This is a genomic window from Faecalibacterium sp. An122 (genome assembly GCF_002160895.1).
GTDB lineage: Bacteria > Bacillota > Clostridia > Oscillospirales > Ruminococcaceae > Faecalibacterium.
Genome location: NZ_NFLL01000006.1, coordinates 13242 through 35966 on the forward strand (window position 1 = coordinate 13242; position 22725 = coordinate 35966).

Genomic DNA, 22725 nt, shown 5'->3' on the forward strand with positions numbered 1-22725 from the left:
TGCCAAAGGGTCACCCCATAGAAAAGACCGGCATTTGTGTGTCAAACACACTCTGCCGGCCTTTTGCTGTCTGAGTGATAGCGGCAGGATCGTCCAACCGGACGCCTGCCGCTGTTTCATTTGTTATTTATCTTTTTGACCTGCTCCACCGCCTCCTGCTGCACCAGCAGCCCTGCTGAAAAACCAACCTTAAAGTGGCACTCGTTCTCCTCGCCCTGGGCGATGGAAGCCTGATCTTGGAGTTCTTCCACCAGGTCGTAATCTTCTTTGCTCAGCTTTTCGGCCAGCCGATCCATAATCTTCTCGCAGGCTTTCAGTGCGTTCCGGTATTTTTCAGACTTCGGAACAACCGTTTCGCTGGGGTAAAAGTTTCCGTTATAAATCGCTTCCAGAATCATCGTCCTGCCCTCCTCATACATAGATCATCTCAGCCTGGATAATCTCCTCCGCCCGGCTGCGGATAGAGTTCATGGCCTGCACCCAGCTCACCGGGTCAGTTGCTTTCAGTTCCTCTGTGATGCTCTCGGCCTGGGCCATCTGCCGGACAATCAGGCGGCACCGTTCGGCGGCCTGCTCATCCAGGTCGGCCAGAATGGTGTACAGCCTGCCGGACAGAAGCAGTTCATTATAAAGGAGAGGACGGTAGGTTTTCAGATATTCCCTATGTAACCGGCCCCAGTGGCCGATGGGGCAGGTTTCTTCCGGCAGCTTCAGCTCCGGCAGATAGCAGTCGCCGGACAGCGTGTAATCGATGCCGTTTTCATGGATGTTCGGTTTGAGCTTCATGCTGATACCTCCTGTTCTTTTCTCCTGTGATAAAATTCCAGGGTGACTTTGTTGTGGTTTATTCTCTGGCAGTCCTCAGAGCAGAACTTCTGTTGGCTGTGGGTGGGCCAATAGAGCTTGCCGCAGACTGCGCAGGTGCGCTGACGGTAGTAATGGTCCCCACGCTCGGCTTCCCGCCGTTTCTGCTTCTCGGCTTGCTGTGCAGCTTTCCGGCAGTCTTTGGAGCAGAAAATTTGCCGGTTGCTTTCGGGGACGTACTCTTTGCCGCAGTGGGGGCAAAGTTTTTTCTTCACGATTTCGCCGCCGTTTTCAGCGATCTTCTGCGCCTTGCGCTTTTCCCGGTAGGCTTTGGAGCGTGCCTTCTCCTTCGCGATCCGCTCCGCCTGGGCGCGTTCCTCCTGCTCCTTCATCTGTGCAAGTTCTTCCTCGGTGTAGGCAATGTCGATCTGTCCGGCGTAGTTGAAATAAATATCAACCTGCTGTGTTCTGGCATTGCCAACCCCTTCTGCCTCATGCACGATGATTTTATCAATCATCTCCCGGAACATAGCGTCGCTCACCTCGTCACTCTCCTGATACTTGTGAACCAGTGCAATGAACTGGTCGATCTTGAGCTGCGTCTTACTTTCCTCAGAAATGTGCTCCTCCAATTCTGAGATTTTGACCTCAATTGCCGCCTGCTCCTCGTCATACTGCTTCATAAGCTGCCGATACTGGCGTTCAGGGAGGATACCAGACACATAGTTCTCATACAGACTGCGAACAAGGTCAGACAGTTCCCCGTATCGCTTTTGCAGCTGCTTTATGTCGGACTTTTTCTGCTGTGGCTTCGACTCCTGCTGGGCATTCCAGCGCGATTGAATCTCCTCGGCAAATGCCTGTTCATCGTTCAGAACACGGTGGGTTATTCTCTTGATTGTGGTCGCAATCAGGGTTTCCACCTGTCCCGCTGAGATGCCGTGTGCTGTGCAGGAATCTGTCATTCTGGAATAGCCGCCGCAGCGGAAGCTGTATTGCACAGAGCCATCCGTTTTGCTGTAGTGGGTCTGCAAGGTCATTCTTCTGCCGCAGTCGGCACAGTAGAGATAACCGCTCAGCCGGTGGCTGTGTGAACCCCATGCAGAAGCTCTCTGCACCCGCTTTCGCCGTTTCTGAACGCTGTCCCAAAGCTCCTGCGAAATGATTGGCTCATGGGTGTTGGGGAATACATAGTGCTCATCCGCCCCCGTTTCTTGCCGCTTATGGTTTTTGAAATCCTTGACAGTGGACTTGTGAAGAACCGTATGTCCGATATACTCCTGCCGGTTGAGAATCGTTCTGACAGTCGATACCGACCAGATATATGGGTCTTCAAACTGCTGGCCATTGTACTGCTCCGGGTGATTCTCCTTCTCATAGGCGGAGGGAATCAGCACCTTTTCTTCCGAGAGGATTTCAGCAATTGCGCGGGGGCTTTTGCCCTCGTTCGCAAGCTGGAAGATGTGCCGGACCACCTCTGCGGCCTCCGGGTCAACAACAATCGACTGCTTATCGTCTTTGACCCGGTTGTAGCCATAGGGGATGCTGCCGGAGCAGCGTTTCCCATCTTTCATTCGAGCGTCAAAGATGGCTCGGATTTTGTTGCTGGTGTCCTTGGCATACCACTCGTTCATGATATTAAGGAACGGGGCAAAATCATTGCTGGAAGCATTTTGACTGTCGATTCCGTTGTTGATGGCGATGAACCGCACGTTCTTCTGCGGGAACATCACTTCGGTGTAGAATCCGACTTGCAAATAGTTTCGGCCAAACCGGCTCATGTCTTCTTGTGTCAAGTAGGAACTAAAAAATTTTTGAGATTTTACAAGCCGTTCATAGGTGGAAAACCACCCGTGAACGGCTTGTAACATTCTGCCTATTAGATTTCTGAATCCTCAAAGATGTCTTTGAACTTCCAGACGATTTCGATGCTGTCATGCCCATGAACATAGATGGCGGAAATCAGGGCATGAGCAAGCTCGTATGTAAGCCCTGCGCCTTTCTGGTATTCGCCGAGCACCGCATCAAGCCTCTCATCGGAGCAAGGATGTTCAGAGTCAAGCTCTTGCATCCGCTGATGACCTTGCCGGATTGCTTCTTCATTCTCAGACATCTTCGTGTCTGTTTCTGCTTTCCGCTTGAGATATTCAGCCTTTGTGATGCTGCCGGAAGTGTATTTTTCATACAGCCGGAGCTTCACTGCCTTGAGCTGTTCGGACTGTTTCTGCAAATCGCGAATTGTGTCCGCGCATTCTGTGATGGCAGATTTCCTGCACTTGCTGATCTCATGTTCTTTGACAGCTTTCTTTTCGACCAGTGTGAGCATTTGCCCAATCGCTTTGTAAGCAGTGTCCTCAATCCATGCCTCGCTGTATCTTTCACCAACCGGGCAATCCGTATCGCGGTCATGCGTTGAGTGGGTACACTGATAGAAATATCCACCCTCATTTCGGAGCTTTCGCCGGGTAAGGGCGCGTTTGCAGTTTCCGCAGCACACAAGACCTTTGAGGGGATAATAGCGCAGATTCCTTTTGGGATTCTTCTCGCCACCCCGGATGACTGCCTGAGCCAGCTCAAACTCTTCCTTGCTGACAATCGCTTCGTGCATCCCTTCGACGATGATCCAGTCCTCTTTCTTTTGAGAAATAGTTTTCCGAGAACCTACGCCGCCGGATTTTCGCTTGTGGCCGACCGTTGCCCCAGTGTAAACATAACTCGTTAGGATCTTGTAGACCATAGAGGCCGTCCAGCTTATCTTTTCGCTCATGCGGCTATACTTTTTCTTGTCAGGATGTTTGCCTTTGAAATATTGCCCGGGCGTAGGGATGTTATCATCGTTCAGGCCAAGGGCAATCTGTGAGGTATTCCGTCCTTTAAGGGCTTCGTTAAAGACCCTGCGCACGACCTCTGCGGCCTCCGGGTCAAGCTTGAGCTTGTTGCGGATTTCGGGATGAAGCACATAGCCGTAAGGAGCGTAGCCGCCCACATACTTGCCTTGCTTCATCATCTGGATTTTCGCGGTTGTCGTTTTGACAGAAAGATCCTTGCTGTATGCGGCATAGATGATGCTGCGCATGACAACCTCAAGGCCACCGGTTGTTCCCTTGTAATCGTCGCTGTCATAGCCGTCGTTGATGGAGATAAAGCGAACGCCCATGAACGGGAAAGTGCATTCGAGATAATTGCCCGTCTCGATGTAATCACGAGAAAAGCGGGAAAAATCTTTGACGCAGATCAGGTTGATCTCCCCGTGCCGGACTTTCTCCATCATCGCCGAGAACTGAGGACGATGAAAATTTGTCCCGGTATAGCCATCATCCGCGAACTCAAGCCTCGGATATTTGGAAAGCGTCGGATGGTTGTCAAGGTAGCGGTTGATGAGCATACGCTGGTTGCCGATGCTGTCACTCTCGGCCTTGCTTCCGTTTCCGGTATCTTCATCAGCCATAGAGAGGCGGATGTAGATGCCGATTGTGTAGTCTTTGTTCATTTACATCGCCTCCTGAACTTCTTTGATACTCTGAATGGTCAGCTCGTAGATGTCACCGTACTTCATGACCAGTTCCACAGCGCCGCCCTCATGGACTTTGACCAATTCAACAGCCTCGTCTACTAAATCCTGAGAGAGCTGCGTTGCTGTGCTGACGGATTTCATCAAGGTAATCCACTTGTTATCGACCGACATAGCTTCGTCGAACTTGCTCCGGCGCTGTACTGCCTCGTCCAGACGGCGGGACAGGTCAGCGTATTGTTCGTCATAGCTCTTCTTGGCAAAGGAGTATTCCGTTTCATCCAGAAGCCCCTCGGCATAATCCTCGTAGAGGCGTGTCCGCTTCTTAGAAACGCCGTTGAGCCGCAGATTCAGGCTTGTAATGAGAGCATTCTGTTGATCGCGGATGTTTTTCTCGCCCTCGCTGCCCCTGAGCTTATCCAGCAGCTTGTCATAGTCAAGCGCTGCTTCGACTTGAAGCTGGATTGCTGCAAGCACATTGGCTTCAAGCGTGTCCTGCCTCGTATAATGGGAAGTACAATGCTCATAGCGCCGACCTACTGAGGTACTGCATTCATAGAAGGCATACCAGCGCTTCCGCTTGTCCTTGTCGATCCGTTTGCGGTGGAAGTACATCTTCTTCCCGCAATCAGCGCAGACGATTTTCCCCTCGAAGAGGTTTACGAGCGTTGCCCGGATTTCCTCGGTTTTCTGCATACTCGTCTGGCGAGCCTCAGAAGCCGCTTGGAGGATGTCCTGCACCTTCTGGAACTCTTCACGGGAAATAAGCGCTTCGTGTGTGTTCGGGAACACAATCCACTTGTCTTTGTCCTTGACATTATGGGATTTGATACCCTTGTAGATCGCCTTCATGGAGCGGCCAAGGACGGTATCACCCACATAATGCGGATTGCTCAGGATGCCGTACAGCGTTGAACTGTACCAGCCTTTGCAGGAGCAGCCGTCGCCTTTGCGGGTTCCGTTCTGGCGTTTCCGCAGCTCCGTATTTGGCGCACCCAGCCGGTCAAGCTCGTTAAGGATCATCGGGATTGACCAGCCCTCGATTTTCCACTGGAACATGAGCCGCACATACGGCGCTGTCTCTTCGTCAATGACCATGTTTGTATGGTCTTCATTCCACCGGTAGCCATACGGAAGGTTGCGCTTCTGGAAGGTTCCTTGCTCCATCTGTGCTTTCAGGGCGGTGGAGACTTTCCGGGAAATATCCTTCGAGTACAGGGCGTTGATCATGTTTTGCAGTGGGATCATCAGGCTCTCATTTGAGCCGTCTGTATCGAAGTTGTCGTAGTGTTCCTTGATGGCAATAAACCGCAAGCCAATCTGCGGAAAAATGCGCTCAAGGTAGGTTCCGGTTTCTATGTAGTCACGGCCAAAACGGCTGAGATCGCGGACTACAAGGCATTTGATCCTGCCGCTCTTGATGTCGGTCATCAGGCGGTTAAACTCCGGCCTGTCGAAAACCGTCCCCGTTCGTCCGTTATCCACATAGACATCGACAAGATCAAGATAAGGACACCCTGCGATATAGGACTTGCATATCTCAATTTGATTGGTGATGACATCCACCTTTTCAGATTTGCCGCTGTTCTCCACGGAGAGACGGGCATAAATGGCTGTCGGGAAGATTTGCAGCGGTGCTGCTTCGCAAACCGGCTCTGCGGCTGCGATTTTTCTGCTTTTTCGTGCCATACGCTCATCCCTCCTTTATCCGGCAATGGCAAGTTCGTCGGCATAGCCGAGAACATATTCAAGTGTCTGCTGATACTCGTCTTTGTACTTGAAGACAATCTCTATCGCGTGATCCTCATAAATCAGGATGCGGTCAACCAGCGCCATAAGGACGCGGCGGTTCAGTTCTTCAATGTTTTCATACTGTTTGAAAAGCGTTACCCAATTCCGTTCCGTAGCCCCGGTTGTGACCGACTGCTTCATTTCTTTCCTCACGCGGAGAAGGGCTTCCTGCTTTTCCTCAATGATTTTGGTGTAGCTGTTGCGGAACTCAAAGTATTCCGACTTGTCGATGATCCCGTCCGAGAGGTCTTCATACAGCCGGAGCTTGAGCTTCTGATACCGCTCAATCTCTTCTTCGAGCTTCGCAATCTGTGCCTCATAGTTAAACGCTTTGCGATTCTGGGAAGGAAGCCTCTCAATCATCTCAAGCGCTTTTTCCAGATTGACCACAAGCTCGATCTGGTCATGGATGGCACGGAACACCTTTTCCTCAACCTCTTTTGCGCTGATGCTGTGCGGACTGCAGGTCCGGCTATGTTTGTTCGTCGAGCAGACATAGTAGATGTATTTCTTTGTCTTCGACGGGACGGTCTTGCGTGTCATAGACTGCTGGCAGTCTCCGCAGAACAGGAAGCCGGAAAACAGGTGTGCCTCATCCTGATCAGGCGAGCAGCGCATATCCCGCTTCATCATGGTCTTGACGGCCATGAAATCCTCATAGGAAACAAGCGCTTCGTGCGCCCCCTCGACCTTGACCCACTCGGTTTCGTCTTTCGGCTGCACAACGCGCACCTTGTAGTTTGGCGTACCGCGCTTGCCTTGGGCAAGGACACCGATATATACCTCATTGGTGAGGATGCGCTGGACAGCCTTGTAAGTCCACTTTGCAGTGTCGCCGGTCTTGAAGACGGTATCGAACTTCACTCCCGCCGAGTGCTTATACTCCATAGGGGAAAGCACGCCCATCTGATTCAGCCTTGCGGCAATGCGACCGATGGAGAAGCCGTCCTTGTACATGGCAAAGATCATCTGCACATACTCGCTGACGGCCTCATCGACGATAAGCTGGTTTTTGTTATCCGGCGATTTCTTGTAGCCATAGGGAGCGAATGCCCCGACGAACTCACCGTTCTTTTGCTTGACCTCCAAGCTGGATCGGATTTTCATAGAAATATCCTTGCAGTAGGAGTCGTTGATGAGGTTTTTGAACGGGATGACAAAGGAATCCGACTGCGGATCGCCGGTCAGGCTGTCGTAAGCGTCGTTGACCGCGATAAAGCGGATGCCGAGCTGCGGGAATATCTTTTCCAGATACCGCCCGCCGTCGATGTAGTTTCTCGAAAAGCGGCTGAGGTCTTTGACTACGATGCAGTCAATCGCGCCTTTACGGATTGCGTCTTCGAGCTTCTTGAAGTTTGGACGATTGAAGGAAACGCCGCTATAACCATCGTCAACGAACGGCTCACAGACAATTTCCAGATCGTCATGCCGCGCAATGTAGTCCTCGCAAATGGCTCTTTGGCTTGCAATGGAGTTGCTTTCAACTTTGTCCCCGTCTTCACGGGACAGACGGCAGTAAATCGCCGTCCGGTAAACTTTTCCGGGCATAAAAATAACCTCCGTTTTCTGTTTGGTGTGATACATCAAATCAGAAAGACGAAGGCTTCTGCTTCTTGTATGAGGAAAACACGATAAAGCCACATGACCCTCAAGGGCAGCGGCTTAGTCCATGTATTCTTTTTTGACCTGACTTCATTGTATCACAGGCTCAATCGCTTGTCCATAGAACCGGGCGAAAAGATTCAGTTTGTTCATAATCAAAGTCCTCTCAGATAATGTTCCAGACAGTCCTCCAAGGTGGTGTCTGTCTTCGAGAAGCTAATCTTCACGACGGTCTTCCCGTCCAGATAGCAATACGGGTTTCTGATCTGTCGGATAAAATCCCGCAGCCGGTCATCCTGCGCAGCCGCAGGCTCAAGCCGGATGCTGTCCCGCTGGACAAGGGTACTGCGGTCAACCGTCTTCGGGTTGACGCTTCTCAAGGCTTCTACGCTCATCATATTACAAACACCTCCCTGATGATGTGAATTGTATTCAGGACAAAAGGATATGGCGGAGCGCCGGTTAGGGACACTCCGCCACATAGTTTTCATCCTGAAAACTTGTATGCTGAATGTAGCTAATTGGTTTGTTTCGTGTTCCGGCATATTTGCAGCTCGCACCCCTGCCAGAAGAGCCTTGCGGCTCCGGGAATGCTACGGACTACCAACGGTTAATCGGTATCATGGGACTCTCACCCCTCCGAGGAACGCTCCGAGCCGCCCCCGGCAATCCGGGGACGGAAGTATCATTATACCCAACTTCTCCATCATCGCGAACAGCCGCACCACACGGCAGTTTAGCCTCTCTGTTGATCGCTCGCTTCCGTGAGAAAGGTCTTGGCGGCAGAAGGCAAGTCGCTTCGAGAAAAGAGGAAAGATCCGCAGCACTGGATATTCTGTTTTCAAGGTACTGTGAAGCGGGTCTTGATTGACCCCTTCACTTTACAACGGACATTTTTTGAGCGAATTAGCGGGTCTCTCAAAAAATTTTTTTGAATTTTTTTCTGATCGCATCCCGCGTGTCTTTGACAGTGGAAAACGAAAGGCCGTTCTGCTTGGCATACGACAGCATACTCATGTTGCCGCGCATACAATTCATGTACACATCAAGCTGCGGCTTAGTCAGGCTGCGGATAAATTCCTGTTCGAGCAAGCCGGTGATGATGTCTTCCTCCATCTTTTCCGGGGACTCCAGCCATGCGGATGCCTTTACATCATCTTCCGGCACAGCGTCCAGCGACAGCACAGTGGAAGGCTGCGCATTCTCGCTGCCTTCGCTGTCAGATGCTCCCCCGGTATCGTAGGAGCGCCGGAGCTTCTTTTCCTCATTGCGGAGTGCTTTCATGACCTCGCGGTCAACCTCCGTAGTCTCGCCGGTGGCCTTCACGCGCACCATGCACTTGCCGTCCTCGGTAGTCCAGAGGTCGTAGTCGAACTCAACGGGTGTTTTGGGGATTCTTTTCATTGTCTTGTCCTTTCCGCTGGCTCGGAGCAGCGGATGGACAAGACTAAAAAAGAGCCGCATGACGGTGAGCTGATCTTCCCATACCGATAAAACAGAGCTTAGAAAACTCTGTTCATGCGGCATTAGGAAGACTCACCAATCAGCGGCTCCACAGCACAGCTATAAAATATTGAATTGTATTTGTTATCTCCTTACCTTCTGTGAAGGCGGAGGTATAACCGTCTCATGTTGATCACATCAAATACGGTTTCCCGGCCACAGGCTTTGCACTTGGCCTGTATGTGACCACGGGAATCCTCGAATACAGCGATAGCGTTATGCCCACAATATGGACATTTCACCATGCGCATCTTCTGGTTGACAATGGCGCATCGCGCCCTGCGGATTTTCTCCTGCATCTCCGGTGAAGGCTCTGAGACACGAATGCTTTTCTTCATGCCCACACCTCCAAAGGATCGTTGTACTCGCTGTATGGCCGTGTTTCCAAGTGGCCGAGCTGTCTCAGCCGGATGACTGCGGCTGTCTTGGAAACGCCGAACTGCTGGCAGATCATATCAAGGGCAACCTTATCCCAATAGGCATAGGTTCCATCATAGCTGACGAGTTTCCGGCCTCTGGCATAGTACGCAACGGCAAGATCAATTTCCCGCTGGGGCATCAGGATGGCCGCGCCTAAGACATTGGCTTGCCATTCATTCCAGTCCTCGCGGGTCTTTAGCTCCCGGAGCGAATAGGCTGTCCGGGCGGAGTATTTCCGCCGACAAGCTTCCCGGATTTTGTCTGTCTCCATCTGGAACAGGATTTGATGGGCACACTCATGGGCAAGTGTAAACCGCCGTTTCCCGCAAAGCTTGCGAATCTGTGAAGGCTCGATAAAGTTCCTGTCCATCAGGACTTCGTTTCGGTGCAGCGGGATTTTGCGCTGAAAGCCTCTGTCCTCTACGATGTACTCGGTATCGGTGTAAGCGGTCAGTCCGCAAATGCTTCCGTCCTCAGACAGATAAGCGAACGAAACATTCAGGCCGAGATATTCGCGGGCAAACTGGTCAATCGGCGTACCGCGAGGCAATCGCCTCCCATCCGTATCGGGTCCGAAAAAGAACTCGTTAAAATCTCTTGTGACCGCCGCAGCGATTTCTTCAATCTCTTTGTGCGATAAAATCATCTTGCTCCCTCCTTTGCTTCTACAAACCATTTTGTTCCCTCCTGAAAGAGGTACGATTCCCTCCCACGGATCATCACAGTATAACGAATACCGCCGCCTCCAACTTTTTTAGAAGCTGCACGGCATTTGTACAGGATTTGGTCAATCTGAAAGATCAGGCCGTTTTCCCAACGGATAAACCGAGGATGACATACTCCTTCTTCGTCAACATCCAAGTTGACCGAGACATACGCCTTTCGGCAATGTGTGTTCGTCATAGCCTACCTCCATGTGCTCTAAAAGTTACGCAAAACCGGGCATAGCTTCCGTATTCCTGTTGACATACACACTGTTCGTGTGGTATCATAATCACGAACGGGGCGTTCGCGTTGATAACAGCATAACATGAACAGATATTTCATGTCAATGCCTTTTGCGAAATTTCTGTTCGTGTCCATAATTGTTTTAGAAAGAGGTGCCTTATGAGTTTCAAGGATAAGCTGAAAGAGAAAAGGTTGGAAGCGAACCTTACGCAAGTGCAGCTCGCCGAAAAAGTATCTGTGACACCGAGAACCATCCAGCACTATGAGCTTGGCACTCGCAAACCCACAAAGCTTGATATTGTGGAAAAGTTGGCGAAAGCGTTGAATACCACGCCAGAGTATCTGCTTGGGCAAAATGGCTTGCTGGTGGTAGCGGCTCATGAACAGGGCGGCTCCAAAGCAGCCAGAGATATTGACGAGCTTGTCAGTGAAGTGACCGGTATGTTTGCCGGTGGACGCCTCAGTGATGAAGCGCTCGATGGCGCGATGAAAGCGTTGAACGATGCTTACTGGATCGCCAAAGCGAAAAACAAGAAATACACTCCGAAGAAATACCGTAAGGGGACGAGCAAACAGTAAGGTGCTTCGCTGTTTGCGATGCCTCCATCAGCGGGAGGTGAGACGATGAATGCTGAAAATCTCTCGAAGGTCGGCAGCAGACTTGTGAAACGCTGCGGGACACGAGATCCATTTCGCATAGCACGGCAGCTTGGCATTGAGGTCATGTTCTGTGAGAACTTCGGCCCTCTGAAAGGAATGTACCGGGTGATCAAGCGCAGCCGATTTATTTTCATAAACGAAAACCTGAGCGGACGGATGCAGCGGATTGTCTGTGCTCATGAGCTTGGGCATGACCAGTTGCACCGCAATCTGGCAAAAGGAAGTGCAATACAGGAGTTCATGTTATATGACATGACCACGAAGCCGGAGTATGAGGCGAACATCGTTGCCGCTGAAATCCTGCTCGACACCGATGAGATTCTTGAGTACATCTATGATTACGGCTATACATCCGAGCAGATTGCACGGGCAATGGGAACAGACATCAATTTGGTTGCCTTGAAAATTGCCCACTTGGCGGAAAGCGGATATGATCTCCGGCGCATTGAACATAGGAGCGACTTCCTGAAATGAAGACCTTAGAGGGAGGCGACGAACGATTTGAACTATGACTCCTATCTTGCCCGTGCCATAGAGATTTTTAACGACAAGATGGATGCAGACTTTTCCCGCGATAATGTCATCCTTACCTGCTTTATGACCGACGATCAGGAAGAAATCTTTGAGCAGTTCTGCGCTCAGTATTTCCCTTACCGGCTAAAAGACCGGTATCAAGAGGAAGGTTATTTTGACTTTCGGGCATCCTCTTTTATCGGGATGGATAACGGCGGCAAGGACGGCATCCTGCTCCGCACGGACATACCCTATCATCCGGTTGAACTGCTCCACATCTTCCTGCATGAGCTGGCGCACATCTACTGCGCCCACCATGAACTGGACGGGAAGAGCTTCTATGACGAATACTGCATGGACTACGCGCCAACCAAACAAGAGGACGGCATCATCAACGCCGGATATGCGGTTTGGCGGGAGTGCATTGCAGAGATCATCGCCATTGAGCTTGACGATAACTGCAAAATCGTCCCTCTCAAGAAGAAGGCAGATGTACTCCGTCAGCTCAAAAGCGAAATCGAACCGGTAGACGGAAAGCTGGCGGTCAGTGAAATTTTGACGGCTATCATGACCAGCTCAGAGATTGAAGCATCCCAAACATGGGAAGAAGCAGAAACGGCCATCCAAAGCCTGAACCTGTTTGATACCCCGCCGGAGATGGACTTATTCCGCCTTGTCTACGCCCAGCTAAGAACCACCTTCCTTGAGGTCGATGTGGGCTTCATCCATGAGCTGGGCTATCTATACTTAAATGTACTTTCTATGGCCGTCATCCGCAATTTGCGCCAACACTGATTTGTTAAAGTTGGGAGTGAGTAAAATGATGGAGAAAATGGAGAACATTGTGTTCGACCGTAATTATGAAGAAGACGAGCCTGACCCACTGGCTCAAGCTATTTTTGACCGGGTAAACGCCCCCGGCGGCTTCTTAGAAGAATTTTCAAAGAAGATGGATGCCATCCCGAAGGTGATTGTTCCGAAGGATAAGGAAAACTACGAGTATCTGTTGGGAAGATGCGACGAGTTTGCAAAGCGTCATCACGGCAAAATTCATGGTGTCGTTGACTTTGAGCATTGGGACGCCCACATCGACCTGACGCTGCCCATGCTTGAGTTTGACGATCCAGAGGATATGTCGCTTCTAAAAGACATCGGGGAAAAGGCGCATTATTGCTGCATTACCACACAGGAAGACGGCAAATTCCATTTTCATGTCATGATCAATTATTTCGAGGAAATTATGTCAGAGGAATACGGCGACTATCTGAAATTTGAAACGCTTGCTGAGGACGATGAACTGGCGGCTATGCTCAATATGGGCATCAGCGAAGAAGATGAAGCCGTTGTCCGTCTGATTGGGGAAATCCTCGACCGGTTTGACAATGAAACTCATGTGGACAAGACCACCGCATTTAAGGCAGTAGCCAGCTACTTAATGCAGAACGACCCGGATGCGATCAGTTATGAGCTGATTGCCGCCACACTCACCGCCTTATTGGAAAAAGTATTGGACGATGAAAAGCACGAGGAGGACTGAAACAATGAAATATCTTCTCTACCGCTCTTTTGGAAATCTTGAGAAAGATGTCAAGAAGCACGAGCTGGTTGCCGTTGAGTATGGAAAAGACATTGACGATGTGGCCGATGCGCTGATTAAAGCGGCAGCGGATGACCTTGCCGGTATGCCGGAATACGAGCGCTGTGAGACAGCGGCCTATGCACCGGAGCCAATCAAAGATTTTCGGAAGGTCCGGCGCTATCAGTATGAGATGACGGGTATCGTCTATCCGCCGAATGCTGATAAGAACATTCTGATCGACTTTGGCATTGTAGAAACACAAGAATAAATAAGCGTGCTTGCTCTTCTAAATATCTGATATAAAGAGCAGCAAGCCCTAAATAGGAGCAGTGAAACAAAAGTGATTATTTTGATTACCGGTGCGTCTCACACAGGAAAAACTCTGTTGGCTCAAAAACTCCTCGAAAAATACAACTATCCGTATCTGTCGATTGACCATTTGAAAATGGGGATGATTCGCAGTGGAAACACACAGCTTACACCTGTGAGCGCTGATACCGAATTGACGATGTTTTTATGGCCGATTGTCCGGGAAATAATTAAAACCGTGATTGAAAATCGGCAAAATTTGATTATTGAGGGATGCTACATTCCATTTGACTGGAAAAAAGATTTTACTGACGAATACCGCAAAGATATACGAGGCTATTGCCTTGCGATGAGTGAAAACTATATAAGAATGCATTTCGATGACATAAAACAATTTGCAAATGTTATTGAAAACCGTTTAGATGATGAGGATTGTACTTTAGATAATGTTTTGAAAGATAATGCGCGCACCTTGTCTCTTGCGAAAGAAAATGATCTGGACTATATACTGATTGATGGTGAATACAAAATAGATATGGCGTTATTTTGATGACTTCCCATTGTAAAGTTGACAATGAAGATGGGTGATTTTGAAAAGTTGAAAGGCGGGTGGTATTGTGCCCCTTCAAATTGTACGAAACGACATCACAAAGATGGAAGTGGATGCTATTGTCAACGCGGCGAACAGCTCTCTTCTGGGAGGCGGCGGTGTTGACGGCTGCATCCATCGGGCTGCAGGACCGGAGCTGCTTGCCGAGTGTAAGACGCTGGGCGGCTGCGAAACCGGCAGTGCAAAAATCACGAAGGGATATAGACTGCCCTGCAAGTATGTGATCCATGCCGTCGGACCGCGCTGGCGGGACGGTAAACACGGAGAACGGGAAAAGCTCGTTTCCTGCTACCGCACTTCCCTTCTGCTTGCGAAGGAGCACGGCTGCGAGACGGTTGCCTTTCCGCTGATCTCATCGGGTATCTACGGCTATCCGAAAGACCAGGCGCTCAAGGTCGCTATTGACACGATCAGCGACTTCCTTCTGGAAAATGACATGACCGTCTACATTGTCATCTTCGACCGCAAGACATATCAGATCGGCGAGAAGCTGTTCTCTGACATTGCTGCATACATAGACGATAACTATGTGGACGAGCATACCGACAGCCGTTCGGAGCGGTTGCGCCGGATGCGGATGCTTTCGGACGAGCCGGAAGAAGAGACATTCGGTGCCCCACTGGCTGCTCCAATGGCGGCAAGTGCAAAAACACTGGATGATGCACTTTCGCAGATCGACGAAAGCTTCTCCGAAATGCTGCTTCGGAAAATTGACGAGAAAGGCATGACCGACGCGCAGTGTTACAAGAAAGCGAACATCGACCGCAAGCTCTTCTCGAAGATCCGCAGCGACCGGCTGTATAAGCCGTCGAAGCCCACGGCGCTTGCCTTTGCGATTGCCTTGGAACTTCCGCTGGATGAAACGAAAGAAATGCTCATGAAGGCGGGTTTTGCCCTCTCACACTCCAACAAATTTGACATCATCATTGAGTATTTCATTGAGCAAGGGAACTACAATGTCTTCGAGATCAATGAGGCTTTGTTCGCCTTTGACCAGAGTTTGCTCGGGGCGTAAGGAGATAGATATGGGTAATTATGTAAAGAAGAAAAAGGATATGGTCTTTCAAAGTGTCGATTCTCTGCAACAAGTGGTCAATGTTCTGAATGAAGCCGCTGTTGCAGTAAACGACAAAACAAGAACTATCCGGCATAGCGCAATTCCAGAGGTTTTGACGGGAGCTTTAGGCGCTGGAATTGGAGGTGTAGGTTCCTTCCTTGCGCTCTACGGTCTGGGTACAGTAGGCTTATCTGCGGCTGGTATCACTTCGGGTCTTGCCGCGGCAGGGGCTATCGTTGGCGGAGGAATGGTGGCGGGTGTGTTCGTCTTGGCTGCTCCGGTAGCTGCCCTTGCTGCGGGAGGGGTTGGTGTTGCCGCTCATCTCAAGAGCAAACAGCTCAGGCAAGAGAAAGAACGCCTCTATAAAGAGGCCATTCAAAAGCACGAAGGTATAATCAAGGCGCTAAAAGAGGAAGCCGATGCAGCCAAAGAGCGCATTGACTACTTGCAAAGCCTTAATATCCTTCTACAACAAGCGATCAAAGATTTGAGCAAGGATTTGGGCGTTGCATAGGAGGACGAATATGGGTAATCTGGTGTTCAACAGTAAAGACTCCATGCAAAACCTCATAAAGCTTGTGAACGAAGCTGCCGAGGCGGTTGGAAAGGTTTTTGGCGGTGGAAAAGGGACCGGAGCATTTGTTTTGGCTGCTCCTGTGGCTGCGTTGATCGTCTCCGGTGTTGCAGAGTACATAGATGATAAACAACAAAAACAGATCCAAGCTGAAAAGGAGCGTCTTCAAAGAGAGGCAATAAGTAAGCAAGCGGCACTTATTCAAGCGTTAAGAGACGATGCACAGTTGAGCCGCGAGCGTCAAGATTACTTGGAGTGCCTGAATCAGCAGCTACAAAAAGCATTGGAGGATTTTCAGAGAGAGGCGGTACAGGATGAGCAAGTATAACTATTCGGATTTTGAAAGACAGTTGAATATGGTACTTGCACATCAGTCTGCGGAACTTTCTGAAATACATTTCCCCTCTACTGAAAGTGCCGATGCTTGTATCGAATCCAGCGAAGCGTTGTTGAGAAAGCTCGGTTATAAAATTGAAAAGCCTAATTTGCAGGTTGCCCCATCTAATCGTGTGGTGGTGCTTGTTCCTAAATGGGAATCCCTTTGCGTTGAAGCCGAGCGTCATGTTGGCACAGATTGCGATTTGGAATCACTTTTTACAGAAGATGAGTTGAGAGAAAACTCTGCCGCTGTCAGGAAGCTCAATGCCGAATATGCGGCACTAAATCGTCTTGACAGAATGGATGTTGCAATCAGTGCTTTTGCTGCATTGACAAGCGCAGCTATTGACCTTCTTCTTGTGGGGATTCCGAAGAAGGGTCCAGAAGGATTGTCGGCTGGGACGCTCTCAAACTATATCCGAGACTATTTTGAGAAAAAATACCCGGAAGACGAAATGCAAAAGTTGGCTAACAGCAAAGAAAGCAAAGTGCCTTACGATGCGCAGGACAACCGGAATACCACTGAGTATGTTCAAGGCTTATCGGCATACTATCATCGGCTTCTCTCTCTGGGGCATGATCCATTGCTGGGGCTTGTTGTTGGCGTAATTGATATTCTTACAGGCAGGATGACAACAATCGACAAAGCCGGTAACATTGTCTCTCAGGTTATGGAGAATTATGCCGACCGGAAAGAGAGCGATATTTTTGCAGCGATTGCCAAGCAGATCATCCATTTCAAGACGGACATAACAACCTCGATGGGCTTACCGGCTCCGCTGATGGGACTTTTCAATCTTTTGCAATTTGGAAGCATCGGCGAAGAAGAACAGACGATTGCCGAGATTGTTCAAGGTATGTACTACGAGGGATATGACTTTATCCATTTTTGTTCTCAGTCCATTCCCGTTATGGTGTCCGAGGTAATCGTTCGACTTGGTTATGCGATAAAGCGTATCAAAGAAGGCAACAGCATTCGAGCATCTATTCCAATTTCGCTTAACCGAGAGAAACATCCCAAGTTGGCAACAATGCTGTTTATAGCTCATGCAGGAGCTACGGCTGCGAATGCCGGAAAGATTTACTTCACGACAAATCCGATGGCAATAAACTATCCGCAGTGGCTTGCATTCGCCAAATATTCGTATTCGCAACTTAAATGGGTGATCATCAATAAGCCCGAGGCCCAAAACGCCTATGTGATGGGAAAGTTGAATGACGAATTGTTTAGTGTGATTGACAGCACAAACGCGATGTTTGAGGATTTTACTAAAGACTACATTGTAGTCTTTGAGTGACTGAAACGGAGGCGCGTTTATTGAACCGCGAACAGTTCATACAATACATTTCAGACGAATACGGCGTTAATGAGGAATACCTCTTCGCAAAGCATCCGCTCTTCTGTGTGTTCCGGCATTCAAATAACCGTAAATGGTTTGCGGTTGTGATGGATGTGCCTAAGAACAAGCTGGGATTAGAGGGCGCAGATGCTCTTGATGTGGTAAACCTCAAATGCGACCCCATCCTCATCGGCTCGCTGCGGAAAGAACCCGGCATCTTCCCGGCTTACCACATGAGCAAAGCGAACTGGGTCTCAGTCGCCTTAGACGGCAGTGTGCCGGATGAACAGATAAAAATGTTGCTGGATATGAGCTATGACGCAACCGCGCCCAAGATGAAGAGAAAAGCCAAACAAAGCTGATACCGTTGAAAGGAGGCAACCGGAGCATGAAGCAGCGCACCTATATCGCCATCGACCTGAAAAGCTTTTATGCTTCGGTCGAGTGCCGTGAAAGAAACTTAGACCCGCTGGACACAAACCTCGTCGTTGCGGATGAGAGCCGGACGGACAAGACCATCTGCCTTGCGGTCACACCCTCCCTCAAGAGCTACGGCATCTCAGGGCGCGGGAGGCTGTTTGAAGTCAAGCAGCGTGTCAAGGAAGCAAACGCCGGACGGCAGCATGACGCGCCGGGACGAAAGCTGGAAGGCTCGTCGTACCTCTTCTCCGAGCTTCAAGAGAATCCGTCCCTCGCCATTGACTTCATCATTGCCCCGCCGCGCATGGCGTACTACATGGAGTACAGCACCCGCATCTATCAGGTTTACATGAGGTATGTTGCGCCGGAGGACATCATCGTCTACTCCATCGACGAGGTGTTCATGGATGTCACCGACTACCTCGCCACCTATAAGCTGTCTCCCCATGACCTCGCCATGAAGATCATTCTGGATGTCCTCTCGACAACCGGTATTACGGCAACTGCGGGAATTGGCACAAACCTCTACCTCTGCAAAGTGGCGATGGATATTGTCGCCAAGCACATTCCAGCAGATAAGAACGGAGTCCGCATTGCCGAGCTGGATGAGATGAGTTATCGCAAGACGCTTTGGTCACACCAGCCCCTCACCGATTTCTGGCGGGTAGGCAAAGGATATGCCAAGAAGCTTGAAGAGAACGGGATGTTCACGATGGGCGATGTTGCCCGTCGTTCCATCACAGATGAAGACTTGCTTTACAAGCTCTTCGGCAAGAATGCGGAGCTGCTGATTGACCACGCATGGGGCTGGGAGCCTTGCACGGTTGAAGCTGTCAAGGCGTACAAACCGGAAAGCAACAGCTTGGGATCGGGACAGGTGTTGCACCAACCTTATGAGGCAGACAAAGCGCGGCTCGTTCTCCGGGAAATGGCAGACCTTCTCTCGATGGACTTGGTTGACAAAGGCTTTGTCACTAACCAGCTCGTTGTCACGATAGGCTATGACATTGAGAACCTGACCGACCCGGAACGCAGGAGGAAGTATCGCGGCGAAGTCGTGAAGGATCACTACGGGCGGCAGATACCGAAACACGCCCACGGCACAATCAATCTGGAACGCTTCACCTCTTCCACGAAGCAGATTATGGATGCCGCCGGGGAATTGTTTGACCGGATCACAGACAAGAGCTTGCTCATCCGGCGGCTGAACATCACAGCGACCCATGTGATTGACGAAGCCTCTGCTCCTTCTTCTAAGGACAGTTATGAACAGCTTGACCTCTTTACCGATTATGCTGCGCTTGACGCGAAGCGCAAGCAGGAAGACGAAGAGCTGGCACGGGAAAAGAAGGTACAGCAAGCCATGCTCACTATCAAAAAGAAATTTGGGAAGAACGCCATTCTCAAGGGGATGAATCTTTCGGAAGGTGCGACGGCAAAGGACAGGAACGCGCAGATCGGTGGGCATAAGGCATGAGTAAGCAAAACTATACAGTCATACGGAGGCACTACAAATGAGCCAGCATATTATCGTAAATGATTACAACCCAATATGGACAGAAAAATACAAGGAAGAAGTTTCACTAATTCAACCCATTCTCGCAGAGAATTGCGTGGCACTTTATCATATTGGAAGCACATCTGTTCCCGGATTGGCGGCTAAACCGATCATTGATATTATGGCGGTGGTCAGGAGTCTTGCGGAAGTAGATTCGGTCGCGGAGAAGTTTTCCGATGTGGGCTATGAATACCTTGGCGAGTTTGGAATTGTGGGCAGGCGTTATCTGCGTAAGGGCGGCGATGAGCGAACGCACCAAATCCATATCTTTCAGGCGGATGATTGGAATAACATTGGTCGGCATCTTGCATTTCGTGACTATATGCGCACACACGAAAAAGAGCGGGACAAATATGCAAAAATAAAAAAAGACCTGGCGCTGCGATTTCCTTATGATATAGACGGTTATTGCGACGGGAAAGAGTCTTTTGTCAGCAAGATGGAAAAGTGTGCTGTTTCTCAATTCGACGGGTCGTGGGACAAATTGTATCTTGCAGCAAGAACGGTGCAGTATGAAAGGAAAATTTCCTCTCTGATTGAAGCCGGAGCTGTTTCAGCGGCACTTCTTACGGCAAAGGGAAATATCTATGTCGGAGTTTGTATTGACACCGCTTGTTCTCTTGGAATGTGCGCAGAAAGAAATGCGATTGCCAACATGATTACGAACGGCGAATGGCAAATTTCAAAGATAGTGGCCGTCATGCCGGATGGAAATGCCGGTATGCCGTGTGGCGCTTGCCGGGAGTTTATGATGCAGTTGGATCACGCGGCAACGGAAATAGAGATTCTATGCGACTACGAAACCAAAAAGGCGGTGAAGCTAAAAGAGCTGCTCCCTGATTGGTGGGCGTGAAGGAGGACAAAGCATTGAGGCAAGTTGTGCTTTATATTGCTATGAGTTTGGACGGCTATATTGCAGATCAAAAAGGAAGTGTGAATTGGCTGTCCGGGCAAGACGATAACATAGATAACGAAGATACCTATTCTGAGTTTATCAAAGATGTCGATACCGTCTTAATGGGTTGGAAGACATACAATCAGATCGTAACGGAGCTTTCTCCTGATGAATGGGTTTACTCTGGGCTTGACACTTATATTTTTACCCACCGTTCTCTGGAAGACAAGGATGACATCCATTTTACGGGTGAGCAACCGGAACAACTTGTGGAAAGACTGAAAAGCGAAGAAGGGAAAAACATCTGGATTTGCGGCGGCGCAGAAATTGTGAATCAGCTTTTGAAGGTCGATTTGATTGACCGATTCCATATTGCTGTCATCCCTGTGTTGCTCGGTTCAGGTACACGGCTCTTTCCTGAAAGCCAAGACAAGAAACTGCTCAGATTGATTACAACGAAACAGTATAATGGCATTTGTGAGTTGTTGTATGAGAAAAGAAGCGAAAGGAAAAACAATGTACAATAGCGGCGGTTACGAGGACATCATCAATCTTCCCCACCATGTCTCATCAAAAAGACCGCAGATGCCGATGCTGGACAGAGCCGCACAGTTCTCTCCTTTCGCCGCTCTCACCGGGTACGATGACGCAATTCATGAGACCGGACGGCTGACGGATCAAAAGATCAATCTCAGTGAAGAGGAAAAAGAGGCGCTGGATAGGAAGCAACAGATCCTTATGGAAAGGCTTGGTGACCATCCTGCGCTGATCGTTACCTACTTCGTCCCGGATGCAAAGAAGTCCGGCGGGGCGTATGTGACAAAGAGCGGAAACCTCAAAAAGATAGACGAGTTTGAACGCCTGATGATGCTCATGGACGGGACGAAAATCCCGCTGGATAATGTCGCTGACATCGAGTTCGAATAAAACGAAGTACCGTAAAAACCCAGTATTTATGCGGGTTTGCGGCGTTTACAGAAGTCTTTTGATAACAATTTGATAACAGCCATACAAGATCCATTATTCTTGCAATCCGGTGGTTTATGGGTTACAGAATGATTGACAAGCGGTTGTGTGGCAAAAGAAATCCATATTAGAAAGCCCTTAGCTGTGGGTAGTAACTCATAGCTAAGGGCTTTTTGTCGTTCTTTCAACTTGCTTTAAAGAGAAAGGAAATTATTCAATGATTTTTCGGTTGCCAAAATACTGTGTCAAAATTAAAACTAAAGCGATGCAGGCAAGCAGTCCATCTTGTATGCCAAATGGAAGCATAAACATCATCAATATCATAGTAACAACACAGTTTATTACGGAAAGGGCGAGTCCCCACATTCTATTTTTTAGAAGTCCTATAGCACCGATGATTCGCATAACACCGAAAATCGCACCCATAAATAAAATCATATATAGGTTGTCTTGGAAATATTGGAGCTTAAAAGAAAAATATTGTCCGATGTCAAATTTGCCAGAACCCAAAATTAGCGCAGGAAGGGCACATAAAACACCACCGATTTCCATAAATCCACCGTGAATTATCATTAACCAAGCAGCTATTTTATATCGTTTCATGCTGTAACCTCCTGCTGACTCTATTTTAACTTATCTTTGAATACTTCGACTAATGCGTCGCTTAATTCCTGCGAAGGAACTTTCGCCCAGATTTGTGTGGTATCGTATTTCGGATAGTAGTAACGCCAGCGGTCATAATCATCCTTGCTGATTTCACCGGCAGAGAGCTTGTCCGCCTGCTCTTTCCAAGCATAGAGCATTTGCAGCAGCTCGTAAGCCTCTTTGCCCTTGTCCTTATTGACTTTCAGGCAAACCTCTCCGGCTGTTTCGCTGACGGTCAGCCCATAAACATCTTCAAGGGTAAATAAGGTGTGCATAAGACCGATCTGACTGTCAATGTCAGGAACATCAAGAGCCTGCGGGGAAACATCAAGCGCCTGCGCCAGTGCAGCCGTTAAATCCGCCTTCGGTTTGCGGGAGCCGGTTTCATATTGCGCCAAGCGCACATCGGCGCTCCTTTCGGGAAAGCCGACAGCCGTACCAAGATATTTTTGCGTCATACCACGCAGAAGTCTGAAAAAATGGATTCTCTCACCAATCGCCATAGTGTTTACACTCCTTGCTTATGTATCTGCAACCAGTATAAGAACCTGTCAAGCGCCGGGTAGTATTTTCTGCGAAAATCTCCACCCTCTCCTGCTTGACAGAACCTTGAACTGGTCGTCAATTCATTCTACGACCAGT

The 22725-nt window shown here is 49.4% G+C and carries 26 protein-coding genes and 2 pseudogenes; 16 read left to right on the plus strand and 12 right to left on the minus strand.

The genetic code is table 11. The features are described from left to right. Positions 1 to 116: 116 nt before the first annotated feature. The 10 genes from B5E67_RS05850 to B5E67_RS05900 form a co-directional block, all read right to left on the minus strand. Positions 117 to 398 (minus strand): DUF6809 family protein, encoded by a 282-nt coding sequence (locus B5E67_RS05850; protein ID WP_087383849.1) that lies wholly within the window; start codon positions 396 to 398, stop codon positions 117 to 119. Positions 399 to 411: 13 nt separating this feature from the next. Then, on the minus strand, positions 412 to 786 hold the full coding sequence (locus tag B5E67_RS05855; RefSeq protein ID WP_087383850.1) for a TnpV protein: 375 nt from the start codon (positions 784 to 786) through the stop codon (positions 412 to 414). Continuing rightward, complete coding sequence (locus B5E67_RS05860) at positions 783 to 2675, minus strand: recombinase family protein (protein ID WP_087383853.1); 1893 nt, start codon at positions 2673 to 2675, stop codon at positions 783 to 785. The genes B5E67_RS05855 and B5E67_RS05860 overlap by 4 nt, the downstream gene beginning before the upstream one ends. 8 nt (positions 2676 to 2683) lie before the next feature. Next, entirely contained in the window at positions 2684 to 4294 is a 1611-nt protein-coding gene (locus B5E67_RS05865) for a recombinase family protein (protein WP_087383856.1), read from the minus strand. After that, the gene (locus B5E67_RS05870; RefSeq protein ID WP_087383859.1) at positions 4295 to 6004 is read right to left on the minus strand and encodes a recombinase family protein; all 1710 of its coding nucleotides are present in this window, start codon (positions 6002 to 6004) and stop codon (positions 4295 to 4297) included. A gap of 15 nt (positions 6005 to 6019) precedes the next feature. Next, positions 6020 to 7654 carry a recombinase family protein gene (locus B5E67_RS05875; RefSeq protein WP_087383861.1) on the minus strand — a complete coding sequence of 545 codons (1635 nt, stop codon included), beginning with the start codon at positions 7652 to 7654 and terminating at the stop codon, positions 6020 to 6022. Between the two features lie 209 nt (positions 7655 to 7863). Beyond that, positions 7864 to 8106, minus strand: coding sequence for a DUF6870 family protein (locus B5E67_RS05880; protein ID WP_087383865.1), 243 nt, complete (start codon positions 8104 to 8106; stop codon positions 7864 to 7866). 520 nt (positions 8107 to 8626) lie between these two features. Next, positions 8627 to 9235, minus strand: coding sequence for a hypothetical protein (locus tag B5E67_RS05885; protein WP_143405391.1), 609 nt, complete (start codon positions 9233 to 9235; stop codon positions 8627 to 8629). Between the two features lie 310 nt (positions 9236 to 9545). Next, entirely contained in the window at positions 9546 to 10277 is a 732-nt protein-coding gene (locus B5E67_RS05895) for an ImmA/IrrE family metallo-endopeptidase (RefSeq protein ID WP_087383872.1), read from the minus strand. Then, positions 10274 to 10534: a hypothetical protein gene (locus B5E67_RS05900; protein ID WP_004611994.1), complete on the minus strand. Its 261-nt coding sequence runs from the start codon at positions 10532 to 10534 to the stop codon at positions 10274 to 10276. The genes B5E67_RS05895 and B5E67_RS05900 overlap by 4 nt, the downstream gene beginning before the upstream one ends. 204 nt (positions 10535 to 10738) lie before the next feature. Between B5E67_RS05900 and B5E67_RS05905 the strand changes: the two genes are divergently transcribed. The 16 genes and pseudogenes from B5E67_RS05905 (at position 10739) to B5E67_RS05975 (ending at position 21399) form a co-directional block, all read left to right on the plus strand. Continuing rightward, on the plus strand, positions 10739 to 11158 hold the full coding sequence (locus B5E67_RS05905) for a helix-turn-helix transcriptional regulator (protein ID WP_087383877.1): 420 nt from the start codon (positions 10739 to 10741) through the stop codon (positions 11156 to 11158). 45 nt (positions 11159 to 11203) lie between these two features. Continuing rightward, positions 11204 to 11713: an ImmA/IrrE family metallo-endopeptidase gene (locus B5E67_RS05910; protein WP_087383880.1), complete on the plus strand. Its 510-nt coding sequence runs from the start codon at positions 11204 to 11206 to the stop codon at positions 11711 to 11713. Positions 11714 to 11740: 27 nt separating this feature from the next. Further along, positions 11741 to 12547 (plus strand): hypothetical protein, encoded by an 807-nt coding sequence (locus B5E67_RS05915; RefSeq protein ID WP_242956804.1) that lies wholly within the window; start codon positions 11741 to 11743, stop codon positions 12545 to 12547. A gap of 25 nt (positions 12548 to 12572) precedes the next feature. Further along, on the plus strand, positions 12573 to 13289 hold the full coding sequence (locus tag B5E67_RS05920; RefSeq protein ID WP_081338398.1) for a hypothetical protein: 717 nt from the start codon (positions 12573 to 12575) through the stop codon (positions 13287 to 13289). Between the two features lie 4 nt (positions 13290 to 13293). Beyond that, positions 13294 to 13599: a carboxylate--amine ligase gene (locus B5E67_RS05925; RefSeq protein WP_069432487.1), complete on the plus strand. Its 306-nt coding sequence runs from the start codon at positions 13294 to 13296 to the stop codon at positions 13597 to 13599. 48 nt (positions 13600 to 13647) lie between these two features. Further along, positions 13648 to 14190: pseudogene (locus tag B5E67_RS05930) on the plus strand (zeta toxin family protein); the annotation flags it as partial. Positions 14191 to 14257: 67 nt separating this feature from the next. Then, positions 14258 to 15265 (plus strand): O-acetyl-ADP-ribose deacetylase, encoded by a 1008-nt coding sequence (locus B5E67_RS05935; protein WP_087383884.1) that lies wholly within the window; start codon positions 14258 to 14260, stop codon positions 15263 to 15265. Positions 15266 to 15275: 10 nt separating this feature from the next. Beyond that, the gene (locus B5E67_RS05940; protein WP_087383887.1) at positions 15276 to 15821 is read left to right on the plus strand and encodes a hypothetical protein; all 546 of its coding nucleotides are present in this window, start codon (positions 15276 to 15278) and stop codon (positions 15819 to 15821) included. A 10-nt stretch (positions 15822 to 15831) separates the two neighbouring features. Continuing rightward, positions 15832 to 16209 (plus strand): hypothetical protein, encoded by a 378-nt coding sequence (locus B5E67_RS05945; RefSeq protein ID WP_087383890.1) that lies wholly within the window; start codon positions 15832 to 15834, stop codon positions 16207 to 16209. Further along, a complete protein-coding gene (locus B5E67_RS05950; protein ID WP_087383894.1) occupies positions 16196 to 17557 on the plus strand; it encodes a hypothetical protein in 1362 nt (453 codons plus the stop codon). The genes B5E67_RS05945 and B5E67_RS05950 overlap by 14 nt, the downstream gene beginning before the upstream one ends. 20 nt (positions 17558 to 17577) lie before the next feature. Beyond that, positions 17578 to 17961 (plus strand): MmcQ/YjbR family DNA-binding protein, encoded by a 384-nt coding sequence (locus B5E67_RS05955; protein WP_087383897.1) that lies wholly within the window; start codon positions 17578 to 17580, stop codon positions 17959 to 17961. Positions 17962 to 17987: 26 nt separating this feature from the next. Then, the gene (locus B5E67_RS05960) at positions 17988 to 19496 is read left to right on the plus strand and encodes a DNA methylase (protein ID WP_087383900.1); all 1509 of its coding nucleotides are present in this window, start codon (positions 17988 to 17990) and stop codon (positions 19494 to 19496) included. Between the two features lie 37 nt (positions 19497 to 19533). After that, positions 19534 to 20010, plus strand: a pseudogene (locus B5E67_RS15845) (GrpB family protein); the annotation flags it as partial. Positions 20011 to 20016: 6 nt separating this feature from the next. Further along, complete coding sequence (locus tag B5E67_RS15850; protein ID WP_242949209.1) at positions 20017 to 20430, plus strand: cytidine deaminase; 414 nt, start codon at positions 20017 to 20019, stop codon at positions 20428 to 20430. Between the two features lie 14 nt (positions 20431 to 20444). Continuing rightward, entirely contained in the window at positions 20445 to 20999 is a 555-nt protein-coding gene (locus tag B5E67_RS05970; RefSeq protein ID WP_072849752.1) for a dihydrofolate reductase family protein, read from the plus strand. Beyond that, positions 20962 to 21399 carry a hypothetical protein gene (locus B5E67_RS05975; protein WP_242956806.1) on the plus strand — a complete coding sequence of 146 codons (438 nt, stop codon included), beginning with the start codon at positions 20962 to 20964 and terminating at the stop codon, positions 21397 to 21399. The genes B5E67_RS05970 and B5E67_RS05975 overlap by 38 nt, the downstream gene beginning before the upstream one ends. Before the next feature lie 249 nt (positions 21400 to 21648). On the opposite strand, the gene B5E67_RS05980 is transcribed toward B5E67_RS05975, so the two are convergent. After that, the gene (locus B5E67_RS05980; protein ID WP_055273837.1) at positions 21649 to 22041 is read right to left on the minus strand and encodes a hypothetical protein; all 393 of its coding nucleotides are present in this window, start codon (positions 22039 to 22041) and stop codon (positions 21649 to 21651) included. A 20-nt stretch (positions 22042 to 22061) separates the two neighbouring features. Next, positions 22062 to 22586, minus strand: a complete 525-nt coding sequence (locus B5E67_RS05985; RefSeq protein ID WP_055273835.1) for a helix-turn-helix transcriptional regulator — start codon at positions 22584 to 22586, stop codon at positions 22062 to 22064. Positions 22587 to 22725 lie beyond the last annotated feature (139 nt).

What these genes read in the sequence shown, in the direction of transcription:
- B5E67_RS05870 (WP_087383859.1), bottom strand. Translation starts at nt 6,004, where the DNA reads ATGGCACGAAAAAGCAGAAAAATCGCAGCCGCAGAGCCGGTTTGCGAA.
- B5E67_RS05860 (WP_087383853.1), bottom strand. Translation starts at nt 2,675, where the DNA reads ATGTTACAAGCCGTTCACGGGTGGTTTTCCACCTATGAACGGCTTGTA.
- B5E67_RS05960 (WP_087383900.1), top strand. Translation starts at nt 17,988, where the DNA reads ATGAAGCAGCGCACCTATATCGCCATCGACCTGAAAAGCTTTTATGCT.
- B5E67_RS05865 (WP_087383856.1), bottom strand. Translation starts at nt 4,294, where the DNA reads ATGAACAAAGACTACACAATCGGCATCTACATCCGCCTCTCTATGGCT.
- B5E67_RS15850 (WP_242949209.1), top strand. Translation starts at nt 20,017, where the DNA reads ATGGAAAAGTGTGCTGTTTCTCAATTCGACGGGTCGTGGGACAAATTG.
- B5E67_RS05850 (WP_087383849.1), bottom strand. Translation starts at nt 398, where the DNA reads ATGATTCTGGAAGCGATTTATAACGGAAACTTTTACCCCAGCGAAACG.
- B5E67_RS05905 (WP_087383877.1), top strand. Translation starts at nt 10,739, where the DNA reads ATGAGTTTCAAGGATAAGCTGAAAGAGAAAAGGTTGGAAGCGAACCTT.
- B5E67_RS05985 (WP_055273835.1), bottom strand. Translation starts at nt 22,586, where the DNA reads ATGGCGATTGGTGAGAGAATCCATTTTTTCAGACTTCTGCGTGGTATG.
- B5E67_RS05980 (WP_055273837.1), bottom strand. Translation starts at nt 22,041, where the DNA reads ATGAAACGATATAAAATAGCTGCTTGGTTAATGATAATTCACGGTGGA.
- B5E67_RS05945 (WP_087383890.1), top strand. Translation starts at nt 15,832, where the DNA reads ATGGGTAATCTGGTGTTCAACAGTAAAGACTCCATGCAAAACCTCATA.
- B5E67_RS05900 (WP_004611994.1), bottom strand. Translation starts at nt 10,534, where the DNA reads ATGACGAACACACATTGCCGAAAGGCGTATGTCTCGGTCAACTTGGAT.
- B5E67_RS05885 (WP_143405391.1), bottom strand. Translation starts at nt 9,235, where the DNA reads ATGCCGCATGAACAGAGTTTTCTAAGCTCTGTTTTATCGGTATGGGAA.
- B5E67_RS05920 (WP_081338398.1), top strand. Translation starts at nt 12,573, where the DNA reads ATGATGGAGAAAATGGAGAACATTGTGTTCGACCGTAATTATGAAGAA.
- B5E67_RS05975 (WP_242956806.1), top strand. Translation starts at nt 20,962, where the DNA reads ATGAGAAAAGAAGCGAAAGGAAAAACAATGTACAATAGCGGCGGTTAC.
- B5E67_RS05875 (WP_087383861.1), bottom strand. Translation starts at nt 7,654, where the DNA reads ATGCCCGGAAAAGTTTACCGGACGGCGATTTACTGCCGTCTGTCCCGT.
- B5E67_RS05950 (WP_087383894.1), top strand. Translation starts at nt 16,196, where the DNA reads ATGAGCAAGTATAACTATTCGGATTTTGAAAGACAGTTGAATATGGTA.
- B5E67_RS05855 (WP_087383850.1), bottom strand. Translation starts at nt 786, where the DNA reads ATGAAGCTCAAACCGAACATCCATGAAAACGGCATCGATTACACGCTG.
- B5E67_RS05940 (WP_087383887.1), top strand. Translation starts at nt 15,276, where the DNA reads ATGGGTAATTATGTAAAGAAGAAAAAGGATATGGTCTTTCAAAGTGTC.
- B5E67_RS05910 (WP_087383880.1), top strand. Translation starts at nt 11,204, where the DNA reads ATGAATGCTGAAAATCTCTCGAAGGTCGGCAGCAGACTTGTGAAACGC.
- B5E67_RS05925 (WP_069432487.1), top strand. Translation starts at nt 13,294, where the DNA reads ATGAAATATCTTCTCTACCGCTCTTTTGGAAATCTTGAGAAAGATGTC.
- B5E67_RS05895 (WP_087383872.1), bottom strand. Translation starts at nt 10,277, where the DNA reads ATGATTTTATCGCACAAAGAGATTGAAGAAATCGCTGCGGCGGTCACA.
- B5E67_RS05880 (WP_087383865.1), bottom strand. Translation starts at nt 8,106, where the DNA reads ATGATGAGCGTAGAAGCCTTGAGAAGCGTCAACCCGAAGACGGTTGAC.